The organism is Bacillus cereus group sp. MYBK216-1, from assembly GCF_051916495.1.
GTDB lineage: Bacteria > Bacillota > Bacilli > Bacillales > Bacillaceae_G > Bacillus_A > Bacillus_A thuringiensis_K.
In genome coordinates, this window is sequence record NZ_JBQAGT010000018.1 from 26,751 (window position 1) to 41,156 (window position 14,406).

Below are 14,406 nucleotides of genomic sequence, written 5' to 3' on the forward strand. Positions count from 1 at the left end.
AATCGGGGGTTAGCGATATGACTAATACAATTAAAGATAATTCTCAAGAGCAAAAAAAATATCCTCAGGCCGTGGTCATGCAAATGGTATCAGGGTTAGGGTTTTCTCTTGCAGTTAGAACAGCGGTAGAACTAGGAATCTTTTCTGCATTTAAAAATGGGAAGGTTTCAATTGAAGCTTTGGCTGACTCATTACATTTAAACGTTTCGGCACTAAGTAGGCTATTAAAAGCGTTAGAATCTATTGGGCTAGTAGTTCAGGAGGAAAGTTCCCACTATGATGTTACAGAGTATGGTGCTACTCTTATACCTGGTAAAACATCAAAGTCTATTGAACCATTGGTAGAATATTTGTTACATGAAACAGTGGTACAGTCTATGTTCAAAATGGATTACAGTATTCGTACTGGAAAATCTTCTTTTGAAGCAGTGTACGGTGAAAAATGGTATGAATATAATAAGCATGATCAAGAATATTTAAAAATAATGGATAAAGCTATGGAAATTTATTCTAAAATGAGTTTACCAGCCCTAGTGTCTTCATATCCTTTTGAACAATTTGAGGTTATTGTTGATGTTGCGGGAGGAATGGGGCAACTAATAACAGGGATATTAGATTCAGTTCCTGAAGCAAGAGGCATATTATTTGATTTGCCAAAGACGATATCAAGTGCGAAAGATCGTTTTGCATCTACAGAAATTGGTAAACGTTGTAAATTTGTAGCTGGCAGTATGTTTGAACAAATTCCTTCAGGCGGTAGCTTATATATTATAAGTAAAGTATTAAATGATTGGGATGATGAAAATGTGGTAAGAATCCTTAAAAATATATCTGATGTTATGTCTGATGATTCAAGGCTTATTATTATTGAGAACGTACCGAACAATGAGAAGCTTTCACCAGAAGAAGCTTTTCGTGATTTGTTATTTTTAGTTTGTTCCGATGGTGGAAGGGTTAGAAAGGAAAATGAATTTGACAAGTTAATTGAAAATGCAGGGTTAAATTTATTGAATGTTATACAAACCCCAAGTAAGTTTTCGATTTTGGAATGCAGAAAAAAATAATAGTTTCATTTTACCAGTGGGCTGATATATTTGAATGAAAAATCTTTAACAGCCTAAGCTGTTTCCTGAAGGGAAACAGCTTTTTTAATTGCGCGCCCAGCCAGTTTAGGTACAGCTTACTGGTGAAGCCAAGTTACCTAATAGCTGACAAGTACTGGTGGAGAAATCCAAAGATTGAAGCACTATGACAAAGTAACTTAACTGCTAATAGAAGTTCGCCCAAATCAATATATCGTAACATAAAATTTTCTGGAATTTCATATGTTTTATGACAAAATTTATTGTTCTGACATTTTGAATGAAGCGTGGAGAAAGGCAGAATGGAATAGAGGAAATAGTGGAATCGATAGACAAACAATCGAGGGGATTATTTATCAATATGAAGAATGAAACGCTCTCAATGAATTAATTATATATGAAATTGAAAAGTATGTCCTATCATCCACAAGATGTAAAAAACTATATCAAAAAAGGGGGGACAAGGGCCGCTTGGTATTCCTCTTATCAAAGAAGTTCTGATACAAAAACTCTAAAACTTTTGCAAATAATCTCCTACACTCGGACATACTGATAGTATTACTCTATAAAAAGATTATTTGGATGGCATATAAAAATTGGGCGTACAACCAGAACTTATTACTCTGTAGCTGAAAAGTTTATGTTGGGTATTGTGGATGTCATTTAGGGACACCTTCTTATAATTCTTAGTTTGTCATATTTATCTAGAATTGTAATACGGGTATATTCTTGCTAACTAAACCAGTACAACCGCCATAGTACACTTATGTCAGCCTATAAAAATATTAAAGATGAGAATTTCAGATATTATATTTTAAAGCAAAAAGCAGATGTATTTCATGCGATGAAGAGCTTCTTTAGAGAAGAAGCAGGAGAGAAAATGGCGTAACCCCTTGTAAAGGGGTTATTTTTTTGTGAAGTTTTTAAGAAATTTGTGCGAAATATTTATATTATTAGTTGACATTGAAAATGAAAATCATTATCATTTACTCGAGATATAATTACATTTTGATTTATATATTGTGGAGGGTATGTAAAGTTGAAAAGAAAATAAATTAGACGTTAATAAGTGTTCATCTTTATGGGAGTAATATCTGTTTTGGAGATAATAACCAAAAATTTGCATGTTAAGAAATTACATTTTATATAACTTGGAGGAAAGTTTAAAGTGAAAAATAATAAAAGAAAATATATAAATGCAATGTTAATAGCGGCGACGTTGTCGTTGCCATTTGCTGCGTATTCAACACCTGCTTTAGCAACTGTAGCAATTGAGGCGAATAAGGCTGGACATACTTTAGAAGATGGTACATATGATGCTGTAATTAAAGCGTATAAGGATAAAACGAATGAAGAGTCTATGGCAGCCGTTTATATAAAGGATCCGAAATTAAAAATTGAGAATGGAAAGAAAATTGTAACCGCAACGTTAAGTGATAGTGATTTCTTTCAATACTTGAAAACAGAAGATATTCATACTCCAGGTGTGTTCCATGATGTAAAAGTAATATCAGAAGATAAAAAGAAAAATGGAACGAAGGTTATTCAATTTGAAGTTGGAGAATTAGGAAAAAGATATAATATGCAAATGCATATTTATATTCCGACAATGGCCTACGACAATAAGTATCAAGTACAGTTTGAAGTAAATGCATTAAATTTGGGGAACATTGTTCAAGAAGAGCAAAAGGAAAATACAGAGGATAAAGTGGATCAACAAGATGACAGTGGAAATGTAATATTAGATAAACAATTACAAAAACATATTAATAAGTATAACTTAGGTAGAGATAATTTAGATGCTCCAATAACTAAGGAAGATTTATTAAAAGTTAAGTCTTTAATAGTTGTTGAGGCAAAAAGTAAAGGGATAAATGACGTAAGTGGTTTGGAGTATATGACGAACTTAGAAAACTTAATGTTGGAAGAAGTTAAGTTAGACAACATACACTTTATCTCGAAGTTGAGACAGTTGAAATCAGTAAGTATAACTTATAGTGAACTTGAAAATATTGAACCTTTGGCTGAGTTAGAGAATATTGAGAGTTTAAGTTTAAGAAACAATAAAATCTCAAATTTAAGCCCATTAAGTCAAATGAAGAAGATTAAAATATTAGATTTAAGTAGTAATGCTATAAAAGATATAACGCCATTGTTTACAGTAACTTCTTTAAGGGATCTAGCTTTAGCGAATAATCAAATTAGTAACGCTAATCTTGCTGGGATTGAGCAATTGAAAAAGGTGAAGAATTTATCTTTAAGTAACAATGGACTTACTAATATAGAGCATATTACACCAATGAAAAAGTTAGTAGAGTTAGATCTTTCTAAAAATGAATTAGAAAACATCGAACCTTTATCAAGATTGTCTACTGTACAATCACTTAATTTAGAAGAAAACTATATCTCAGATATAACACCACTTAGTCAATTAACAGGTTTATATGATTTAAAGCTAGGGTCAAATGAAATTCGTGATGTTAGACCTGTTCAAGAGTTAGGAAAAAGAATGTATATCGATATTCAAAGACAAAAAATCTTTTTAGATGATGTAGAAATAAATAAGGAAGTTAAAATACCTGTATACGATTTAAAGGGAGAAACTCTCAAGGATATTAAAATGAAGAGTGAAGGTGGAACGGTTCATAATGGCTTTGTTAAATGGAATAGTCTTGGCGAAAAAATATATGAATTTGAATTAGAGACCGATTCTGCTGAGAATAAAATACGATTTAATGGAACCGTAATTCAAAAAGTAGTCGAAAAACAAGAGGATACGAATGTTATCCAAGACAAAGAATTACAACGATATATTAATAAATATAACTTGAGTAGAACCAATTTAGATGCCCCTATTACGAAAGAAGATTTATTAGGGATTAAAACATTAAAGATAACTGATGGGCAAAGTAAAGGGATAAAAGATATCTCTGGTATAGAGTTTATGAAAAATTTAGAAAACTTAGATTTAGAAAAAATTGATTTGAAAAATATAGATTTTATTTCGAATTTGAGAAATTTAAAATCTGTAAGTCTAGCAAATAATAAAATTGAAAATATTGCTCCTTTATCTAAACTAGAAAAATTGGAGAAACTAAATATAAGCCATAATAATGTTAAAAACATTGAATCATTATTTAAAATGAATTCATTAACAAATTTAAATGCTTCAAATAATAAAATTAACAATGCTACTATACAAGGAATTCAGCAATTAAAGAACTTGTATGTATTAATATTAAATAATAATGAAATTAGTAGTGTAGAAACAATTAGTGAAATAAGTATGTTGAACGAATTAGAATTGAAAGGAAATCAAGTAGTGGATATTAAGCCATTAAGTAAGTTGAAAAATTTACAGTGGCTGAATTTATCAGATAATAAAATTAAGGATATATCAATTTTCACTTCAATGATACAGTTCTTTAGTTTAAAACTTTCTGGAAATGAGATTCAGGATATAAAACCGATTATACAATTGTCTCAAATAATAACAATTGATATTAGAGGGCAAAAGATTATTCTAGATAATGTACCAATCAATGAAGAGGTGAAAATACCTGTATATGATGCAGAAGGAAATCCACTTGAGAATATTACGTTAAAGAGTGACGGCGGTACAATTAATAGGGTAGAAGGTACAATCATATGGAGTACTTCAGGAGACAAAAAATATGATTTTGCTTATGATGGAAGAGACTATGATGGGCTTGGTATATTATTTAGTGGCGAAGTTGTACAGAATGTAATAGAGGAACTAGATCAGAAAGAACCAGCAAAAGAAGTTGAAGAACCGAAAGAAGAAGAAAAAGAACCAACAAAAGAAGTTGAAGGCCCGAAAGAAGAAATAAAAGAACCAACAAAAGAAGTTGAAGAACCGAAAGAAGAAGTAAAAGAACCAGCAAAAGAAATTGAAGGTTCAAAAGAAGAGCAAAAAGAGCCAGCAAAAGAAGTTGAAGAACCGAAAGAAGAAGTAAAAGAGCCAGCAAAAGAAATTGAAGGTTCAAAAGAAGAGCAAAAAGAGCCAGCAAAAGAAGTTGAAGAACCAACAAAAGAAGAGCCAAAAGAACCAATAAAAGAAGTTGAAGAATCAAAAGAAGAGGTAAAAGAACCGTCAAAAGAAGTTGAAGAATCAAAAGAAGAGCTAAAAGAATTAACGAAAGAAGTTGAAGGCCCGAAAGAAGAAGTAAAAGAACCAGTAAAAGAAATTCAAGGTTCAAAAGACGCAGTAAATCAATCAGTAGCAGTTCAAGAACAAAGCGCGAACAATCAAGTTGTGAAAGAAAAATTAGTAGAGAATCAAAACGTGAAAGAAAATAAACCAGCTGTTAACAAGCAAGAAGAAAGCAAGAAATCATTAGGAGCAACAGGTGGGCAAGAAAATAAAGTATCTTTATTTGGTGGCCTAGCATTAGTTCTTTCAGCACTGAGTATGTTTGTATTTAGAAAGAGATTATTTAAGAAATAAATAACGTGTTATCTTATTATATTGTAAAATAATTGTATAAGTTTTTGAGAAGACATTATCATGGCAGTTTCATTTTGAAATAGGCTTATGATAATGTCTTTTTTAAGGGGGATATAAATGGAAAAGGTGTCGGAGAGCAGTTATTACAAATTGCAATTCAGTATATTTTCTCTTTCCAAGGGATGAGAGAGATAGTACTATGTTTAAATACGAATAATGATCATGCGATGAAATTGTACAAGAAAGTAGGTTTTGAGGAAAAAGCATGTTTACAACACTATATAATAGAGTGAAAAACCCATTCATATGAAAATGATATTTCATATGAATGGGTTTTATTACGGATTTAGAAGTGATTTGAGGCGCCAATCGTTACATAACCTTTTTTATTTTTTTCGGCACTTCTTTCGTTTGCAAATTAACATCTTCTTTTCGTAGCTCTTTAAAGAGCGAAGCAACCATAAGAACGACTACGATAGAAAATGGTAGTGCTGCGATTATAGCTGCAATTTGTAGTGCATTTAATCCTCCAGCTTGTAATAAAATAGCGGCAATTATCGCGATTGTTAATCCCCATATAAGTTTTAAACTATTTTTCGGTGATAAGCTTCCGTTACTCGTTTGCATTGAAACAACAAATGTTGCCGAGTCGGCAGAAGTAACGAAAAATGTGGCTACTAAAATTAACCCGATAATCGTTAAAAATGTAGAGAATGGTAGATGTGAAATAACAGCAAATAATCCAATCTCTGTACCATTTTTTGCAATTTCATCAGCTATTCCAAGCGATTGGAACATTTCCATATGGATTGCGGTACCACCAAATACTGCAAACCAAAATGTACAGATAAGAGTCGGGACTAATACAACTCCAAAAATAAATTCTTTTATTGTGCGTCCTTTAGAAATACGGGCGATAAATGTACCGACAAATGGAGACCAAGAGATCCACCATCCCCAATAGAAAATAGTCCAGTTTTCAATCCAAGAAGAGGATTTTTCATTAAATGCTCCTAAATTTAATCCCATACTAGGTAAAGCCCCGATATAAGAACCGAGTGTAGAGGTAAAGTATTTCATAATAAATACAGTTGGTCCTAAAAGTAAGAAAGAGACGAGTAAAATACCTGCAAGAGAGAAATTCAAGTTACTCAAATATTTAATCCCACGATCTAAGCCGGTTTGTGCACTTGTTAAATATAAAGCGGCGAAGATAGCTATAAGTACGAGCTGAGTAAGTAAAGTGTTATGAATAGAAGGGAATAAATAGCTTAATCCCCCAGCAATTTGTTGAGCACCAATCCCAACAGATGGTACAATGCCAAATACTGTAGCTAAAACAGCTAAAATATCAACTGTTTTTCCGATACGGGAATTTTTCGATCGATTAAATAATGGAGTAACTGTAGCCCCGATAGTGCTACCTTTTTGTTTGCGGAATGTGAAATATGCAATTGTTAAAGCGACCATTGCGTATAGTGACCACGGAAAGAGTCCCCAGTGGAAAAATGAATATTGCATAGCGAGTTTGGCGCTTTCTTCTGTACCTGCTTTTCCTGTTAATGGATCTGTAAAATGTGAAATCGGTTCAGCGATTCCATAAAAAAGGAGTCCAATTCCCATTCCTGCCCCAAACAACATGGATAGCCAAGATGGATAATTATATTTTGGCTTTTCTCCATCTTTACCAAGACGAATAGAACCGTACTTAGAAAATGCTAAATAAGCAGCCAAAATAATCATTGTAGTCATAAGTAGAGAGTAAAACCATCCAAATTTATTGAGGATAAATGAGTTTAAAGAAGATGTAACACTTTGTAAATCGTAGCCTTGTATCCAACTTGCTGGGGTAATTCCCCATATAATGAATAATGTTGTTAGCAAGAAGGAGATATAAAATACACTGTTTTCTTTTTTTATCATAGAATCCCACCCTTATTTAATAAAGTTAACAATTATAATAATCATAACAATTAAGTTTTTAATTGTCAAAAAATTCCCTTTTTATAATGTGAAAGGATGCAATTTATTTTAGGGAGGTAAAGAGCAATGTGTTCACGATATGTACAAATTATAGGAAGAAATAATATGAAATATTGCATTTTATATTGTTATATCCATATTTTATGTTAAATTCTTGAATGGAATATTAAAATAGGGGGCAAGGATATGAACAAGAAATCAAAGATCAATAAAGTGATGCTTAGCATTAGTACAATGGCTTTATCGTTAGGCGCACTTCAAACTCATGCAGCAGCGGAAGAAAAAGTACCGTATAACGTGTTGAAAACGAAACCGGTTGGAATTGAAAAGTCGGTAGATGAAGTTGGGCATATTTCAAAAGTTGATGAAACTTTATCATTTCAAGAACGTTTAAAAGTAGGAGATTTTTCACAGCGACCAGCATCTATTACGAAGAAAACTGCAGTAAAGCAAGTTAAAGAAAGCTATTCAATGGCTGATTTAAACAAAATGAATGATCAAGAATTAGTTGAAACGTTAGGCAGTATTAAGTGGCACCAAATCACAGACTTATTCCAGTTTAATGAAGATGCAAAGGCTTTTTATAAAGACAAAGGAAAAATGCAAGTTGTTATAGATGAATTAGCTCATAGAGGTAGTACATTTACGAAAGATGATTCAAAAGGAATTCAAACGTTTACTGAAGTGCTGCGTTCAGCTTTTTATCTTGCATTTTATAATAGTGAATTAAGCGACTTAAATGAAAGAAGCTTTCAGGATAAATGTTTACCTGCTTTAAAAGCAATCGCAAAAAATCCAAACTTTAAGCTTGGTACAGTTGAACAAGATACAGTCGTATCTGCATACGGTAAATTAATTAGTAATGCTTCAAGCGATGTTGAAACGGTTCAATACGCATCGAATATTTTAAAGCAATACAATGATAATTATACTACTTATGTAAATGATCGAATGAAGGGACAAGCAATATACGATATTATGCAAGGTATTGACTATGATATACAGTCGTACTTAACTGAGGCTCGTAAAGAAGCGAATGAAACGATGTGGTATGGAAAAGTAGATGGGTTTATTAATGAAATAAATCGTATTGCTCTTCTAAATGAAGTAACGCCAGAAAATAAATGGCTCGTTAATAATGGCATTTATTTTGCTAGCCGTTTAGGGAAGTTTCATAGCAATCCAAATAAAGGATTAGAGGTTGTTACACAAGCAATGCATATGTACCCGCGCTTAAGTGAACCGTATTTTGTTGCGGTAGAACAAATTACAACAAATTATAATGGTAAAGATTATAGCGGGAATACAGTAGATTTAGAGAAAATACGTAAAGAAGGAAAAGAGCAATACTTACCAAAAACGTATACATTCGACGATGGATCAATTGTGTTCAAAACAGGAGATAAAGTATCAGAAGAAAAAATTAAGAGACTATATTGGGCTGCGAAGGAAGTAAAGGCACAGTATCACCGTGTAATTGGAAATGACAAAGCGTTAGAGCCAGGAAATGCGGATGATGTATTAACGATCGTAATTTATAATAGTCCAGATGAATATCAGTTAAATAGACAATTGTATGGATATGAAACAAACAACGGTGGAATTTATATTGAAGAGACAGGTACATTCTTTACATATGAGCGTACACCGGAGCAAAGTATTTATAGTTTAGAAGAGTTATTCCGTCATGAATTTACTCATTATCTGCAAGGGAGATATGAAGTTCCTGGTTTATTTGGAAGAGGAGATATGTATCAAAATGAAAGGCTAACTTGGTTCCAAGAAGGAAATGCAGAGTTTTTCGCAGGATCTACTCGTACGAATAACGTTGTACCAAGAAAGAGTATAATTAGCGGATTATCATCTGATCCTGCAAGCCGTTATACCGCAGAGCGTACACTATTTGCTAAATACGGTTCTTGGGATTTCTATAATTACTCGTTCGCATTGCAGTCTTACTTATATACGCATCAGTTTGAAACGTTTGATAAAATTCAAGATTTGATTCGTGCGAATGACGTGAAAAATTATGATGCATATCGTGAAAATCTAAGTAAAGATCCTAAGTTAAATAAAGAGTATCAAGAGTATATGCAGCAGTTAATTGATAATCAAGATAAATATAATGTACCGGAAGTAGCAGATGATTATTTAGCTGAACATGCACCGAAATCGTTAACTGAAGTGAAAAAAGAAATTAGTGATACGTTGCCTATGAAAGATACAAAAATGACAAAACATAATTCTCAATTCTTTAATACATTTACATTAGAAGGTACGTATACAGGCAGTGTCACAAAAGGTGAATCAGAAGATTGGAAAGCAATGAGTAAAAGAGTAAATGAATCTTTAGAACAATTGGCGCAAAAAGAATGGAGTGGCTACAAAACTGTTACAGCATACTTCGTCAATTATCGTGTGAATAGTTCAAATGAATTTGAATATGATGTAGTCTTCCATGGAATCGCAAAAGATGATGGAGAAAATAAAGCTCCAACGGTTAATATAAATGGCCCTTATAGCGGTCTTGTAAAAGAGGGAATTCAATTTAAAAGTGATGGCTCAAACGATGAAGGTGGAAAAATTGTTTCTTATTTATGGGAATTTGGAGATGGAAGCACAAGTGCAGAAGTGAATCCAGTACATGTATATGAAAGAGAAGGTTCTTATAAAGTATCGTTAAGAGTAAAAGATGATAAAGGCAAAGAGAGCAGAAGCGAAACAACTGTTACGATTAAAGATGGAAGTTTAACAGAATCAGAACCAAATAATCGTCCAGAGGAAGCAAATCGTATCGGGCTAAATAGTACGATAAAAGGCAGTCTTATTGGCGGGGACCACACTGATGTTTATACATTTAATGTAGCATCAGCGAAAGATATCGACATTTCTGTTTTAAATGAGTATGGAATTGGGATGACATGGGTACTTCACCATGAATCAGATATGCAAAATTATGCAGCTTACGGTCAAGCCAATGGGAATCATATAGAAGCGAAATTTAATGCAAAACCAGGCAAGTATTACTTGTATGTATATAAATATGATAATGGCGATGGAACGTACTCATTATCAGTAAAGTGAACTTTAATCAGTGGGAGTCTTACTGCCCGTTAACGCGGGGGAAAATAAGTGCTTTTCCAATGTATGTTTAACTTTACTTTTTGTGGAAAATAGTATATTATATAGATATATAATATATCGGTTATTTTCTAGGAGGAGCCTGTCACAATAGGTTTCTCCTGTTCTTTTTTAGAGGCCTGTCTTACAGGTTTTTCTTTAAAAGATAAATAACTGAAAATTAAGAACTATAATCTTTGAAAGAGGTGGGGCATAAACATAACAAAAAAGGGATTGTTTAAGAGAGGGGGATAAGAAATGGTTTTGTTTGGTTATCCACTTGAAACAATTTATTTATACGGATTTATTATTGCTACTATACTCACTGTTATTTATATCTTCTTTGGAGATATATTTGAATCGATATTTAGTTTTGGGGGCGGATCTGTATCCGTTGTTACTTTATTACTTAGTTTCTTCGCCATGTTATGTGGGCTTAGTTATATAGGAGAGTACTTATTTTCCTTTAATAGTATTACTATTTTCGGGGCTGCATTTGCTATATCTTTTATCGGTGTTTTCATCATGAAAATACTAATTTTAAAACCGATTGCAGAAGCAGAACAAAATACCGTACAACGTATGGATGAATTTATCGGTTGCAAAGGAGAAGTCATTACGACAATTCCTACAGAAGGATTTGGTGAAGTATTAATTTCATCCCAATTTGGAAGTAATGCAATCCCAGCTAAAACAGTTGGGAAAAAAGATATTTCGCAAGGAACAGAGGTTATTATCGAGGGAGTCCAAGATGGTGTTTTACTTGTACAAAACATCGCTTATTCTTTAAAGAAACCAAAATTATAAGGGGGAATTTACATGACGATTCCATTAATTATCGGTGGAGTTTTACTGGCAATTTTAATTCTACTCATTTTAGTATTCATTACGAAGTATCGTACGGTTGGTCCAGATGAAGCGTTAATTGTTACAGGGAACTGGCTTGGTGGAGGAAAGAATGTTGTTACCACTGATGATGGAAAGAAGATTAAGATTATCCGCGGGGGCGGTACTTTCGTAGTTCCAATTATGCAAAGAGCAGAACCTTTAAGCCTATTAAACTACAAATTAGAAGTTGGTACACGCGATACGTATACGAAGCAAGGTGTTCCAGTTACAGTAAATGGTGTTTCTATTATTAAAGTAGGTTCTACAATTGAAGAAGTATCTACTGCAGCTGAGCAATATTTAGGAAAAGAAACGGAAGAGTTAAAAGTAGAAGCAAAAGAGGTTTTAGAAGGTCACTTACGTGCAATCTTATCTTCTATGACAGTAGAAGATGCGTATAGTAATAGAGAGCAATTTGCTCAAAAGGTACATGAAGTAGCTTCTACAGATTTAAAGAAGATGGGACTTCGCATTGTTTCTTTCACAATTAAAGAAATAATGGATAAAAACGGATACTTAGATGCGCTTGGTCAGCCGCAAATTGCTACCGTTAAGCGTGATGCAACAATTGCGAACGCAGAGCGTGAAAAAGAAGCACGTATTGAAAAAGCACGTGCTGAGAAAGAAGCAAAAGAAGCTGAATATCAACGTGATGCTCAAATCGCTGAAGCTGAAAAACATAAAGAATTAAAAGTACAATCTTATAAGAGAGAGCAAGAACAAGCTCGAGCAGACGCGGATCTTTCTTACGAATTACAACAAGCGAAAGCACAACAAGGTGTTACAGAAGAGCAAATGCGCGTTAAAATCATTGAGCGTGAAAAGCAAATCGAGTTAGAAGAAAAAGAGATTGCGCGTCGTGAAAAGCAATACGATGCAGAAGTTAAGAAAAAAGCAGATGCAGATCGCTATGCTGTTGAGCAATCAGCGGAAGCAGAAAAAGTAAAACAAATTAAAAAGGCAGATGCGGATCAATATAAGATTGAAGCTGAAGCGAGAGCTCGTGCGGAAGAAGTACGTGTAGAAGGTTTAGCGAAGGCGGAAATCGAAAAAGCGCAAGGTCAAGCAAAAGCGGAAGTACAAAAAGCACAAGGTACGGCGGAAGCAGATGTTATTAGATTAAAAGGTTTAGCAGAAGCAGAAGCGAAACAAAAAATTGCCGAAGCATTTGAATTATATGGTCAAGCAGCAATTATGGATATGGTTCTTAAAATGCTTCCAAGTTATGCGAAGGAAGTTGCAAGTCCGCTTAGTAACATTGATAAAATCACAGTTGTCGATACAGGCGGCGGTGGTAAAAATAGCGGGGCCGGAAAAGTTGCAGGTTATGCGACTGATTTAATGGCAACGATGCAAGAAACGTTAAAAGCTTCTTCTGGAATTGACTTAAAAGAGCTATTAGAAGGATTTGCAGGAAAAGGAGCGGTACAACAATTGTCAAGCGATAAACCTGTTGTATCTGTAGTAGAAGATGAGAAAAAAGAAGTAGAAAAAGATAAAGAATAGTAAGGTGGAAAGAACCTCTAGTAAGTGAAATACTAGAGGTTCTTCCATGAATTATAATATTTCGAATAATATACATTTTTATACATTGTTTTAATTATTTAATTTATATAGAATGAAAAAGATATGTATCGATTCTTTATGATGTAGAAAAAATAGAGAGTCTCATCGATGCATTTAAATCGTATTATTTTTATAGAAAGATTAAATGTTAATTAATTACATTTAAAACGGCATGGAGGGGTAGAAGTATGTTTCAAGGGAAATTAAGGAGTAGTAGTTTAAAAACAAAGTTACTTGTATCATTTATTATTATTTTAATTCTTCCAAGTATTGTAATTGGTTGGACGTCTTATCAACAGGCGAAGACGAATTTTAATGAAACGATTTTAAACTCGGCTAAAGATAATATAAAAATTTTGGATAATGTAATTAATAAAGAATTGGATAGTAAAAAAGTAGATGCAACTTATTTTACGAAATTATTCACACAATCAAGTTACCAAGCAGATCAAATTCAAAACATACAAAATAAACTAGAAGAATACAATAAACTGCATCCAGAAATGGAAGCAATCTATACAGGATCTAGTAATGGACAGTTCATTCAATCACCAGCTATTCAGATGCCAGATGGATATAACCCTACAGAAAGAGATTGGTATAAAGAGGCTGTGAAGAAAAGCGGAGAAGTAATTGTAACTCCTCCATATAAGTCAAAAACGACAGGGAATATTGTTATTACACTAGCAAAACAAAACGAGGATAAAAGTGGCGTTCTTGGGATTGACTTAATCATTAATGATATTGTTACTACTTCCAAGATGGTTAATATCGGTAAGGAAGGGTATGTAGCAATATTTGATCAAGATAAAAATGTAGTAGCGCACCCGACACTGAAGCCAGGAGAGAAATTAGAAGAGAAACTTAGTAAAGAATTGTATAAACAGGAAGCTGGGGATGTTCATTATTCATTAGATGGTGAAGATCGCAATATCACTTTTAAAACGAATAAGAAAACTGGATGGAAAATAGCAGGAATTATGCCTTCCAAAGAAATTATCCAAGCGGCTGAACCTATTTTCTATAAAACAATAACTGTTCTTGGAATTTCACTAATAATCGGTGGGATTGTAATTTACTTCATAATTGCGTCTATTATTAAACCGTTAAAACAACTTGTCATATCATCGAAGAAGATTAGTGAAGGTGATTTAACAGAATCAATTACAGTTCATTCTAAAGATGAAATTGGACAGCTAGGAGAAAGTTTTAACGAGATGGCTGCATCGTTACAAAGTGTCATTTCCAATATAAACACTTCAGCAAGTCATGTAGCGGCATCTTCAGAAGAATTAACAG

General features: G+C 33.2%; 7 protein-coding genes and 3 pseudogenes. 9 read left to right on the top strand and 1 reads right to left on the bottom strand.

All coding sequences use genetic code 11. The annotated features are described in order from the left end of the window. The first annotated feature begins 17 nt into the window (after positions 1-17). The 5 genes and pseudogenes from ACTFRH_RS28675 to ACTFRH_RS28695 all read left to right on the top strand — a co-directional run. Entirely contained in the window at positions 18-1,064 is a 1,047-nt protein-coding gene (locus tag ACTFRH_RS28675; protein ID WP_000185574.1) for a methyltransferase, read from the top strand. Positions 1,065-1,325: 261 nt separating this feature from the next. After that, positions 1,326-1,454 carry a hypothetical protein gene (locus tag ACTFRH_RS28680; RefSeq protein WP_003303775.1) on the top strand — a complete coding sequence of 43 codons (129 nt, stop codon included), beginning with the start codon at positions 1,326-1,328 and terminating at the stop codon, positions 1,452-1,454. A gap of 364 nt (positions 1,455-1,818) precedes the next feature. Continuing rightward, positions 1,819-1,971, top strand: a pseudogene (locus ACTFRH_RS28685) (sporulation protein YhbH); the annotation flags it as partial. 279 nt (positions 1,972-2,250) lie between these two features. Beyond that, positions 2,251-5,550 (top strand): leucine-rich repeat domain-containing protein, encoded by a 3,300-nt coding sequence (locus ACTFRH_RS28690; RefSeq protein WP_000794536.1) that lies wholly within the window; start codon positions 2,251-2,253, stop codon positions 5,548-5,550. A gap of 122 nt (positions 5,551-5,672) precedes the next feature. After that, positions 5,673-5,843, top strand: a pseudogene (locus tag ACTFRH_RS28695) (GNAT family N-acetyltransferase); the annotation flags it as partial. Positions 5,844-5,922: 79 nt separating this feature from the next. On the opposite strand, the gene opuD reads toward ACTFRH_RS28695, so the two are convergent. After that, positions 5,923-7,473, bottom strand: coding sequence for a glycine betaine transporter OpuD (gene opuD, locus ACTFRH_RS28700; protein WP_000591571.1), 1,551 nt, complete (start codon positions 7,471-7,473; stop codon positions 5,923-5,925). 246 nt (positions 7,474-7,719) lie between these two features. Between opuD and colA the strand changes: the two genes are divergently transcribed. The 4 genes and pseudogenes from colA to ACTFRH_RS28720 form a co-directional block, all read left to right on the top strand. Continuing rightward, positions 7,720-10,617 (top strand): collagenase ColA, encoded by a 2,898-nt coding sequence (gene colA, locus ACTFRH_RS28705; protein WP_440048880.1) that lies wholly within the window; start codon positions 7,720-7,722, stop codon positions 10,615-10,617. Between the two features lie 294 nt (positions 10,618-10,911). Then, entirely contained in the window at positions 10,912-11,460 is a 549-nt protein-coding gene (locus ACTFRH_RS28710) for an NfeD family protein (protein ID WP_000242447.1), read from the top strand. Between the two features lie 12 nt (positions 11,461-11,472). Beyond that, positions 11,473-13,047: a flotillin family protein gene (locus tag ACTFRH_RS28715; RefSeq protein WP_000155019.1), complete on the top strand. Its 1,575-nt coding sequence runs from the start codon at positions 11,473-11,475 to the stop codon at positions 13,045-13,047. Between the two features lie 248 nt (positions 13,048-13,295). Then, positions 13,296-14,330 (top strand): annotated as a pseudogene (locus ACTFRH_RS28720) (HAMP domain-containing protein); the annotation flags it as partial. Positions 14,331-14,406 lie beyond the last annotated feature (76 nt).

What these genes read in the sequence shown, in the direction of transcription:
- ACTFRH_RS28675 (WP_000185574.1), top strand. Translation starts at nt 18, where the DNA reads ATGACTAATACAATTAAAGATAATTCTCAAGAGCAAAAAAAATATCCT.
- ACTFRH_RS28680 (WP_003303775.1), top strand. Translation starts at nt 1,326, where the DNA reads ATGTTTTATGACAAAATTTATTGTTCTGACATTTTGAATGAAGCGTGG.
- opuD (WP_000591571.1), bottom strand. Translation starts at nt 7,473, where the DNA reads ATGATAAAAAAAGAAAACAGTGTATTTTATATCTCCTTCTTGCTAACA.
- colA (WP_440048880.1), top strand. Translation starts at nt 7,720, where the DNA reads ATGAACAAGAAATCAAAGATCAATAAAGTGATGCTTAGCATTAGTACA.
- ACTFRH_RS28710 (WP_000242447.1), top strand. Translation starts at nt 10,912, where the DNA reads ATGGTTTTGTTTGGTTATCCACTTGAAACAATTTATTTATACGGATTT.
- ACTFRH_RS28715 (WP_000155019.1), top strand. Translation starts at nt 11,473, where the DNA reads ATGACGATTCCATTAATTATCGGTGGAGTTTTACTGGCAATTTTAATT.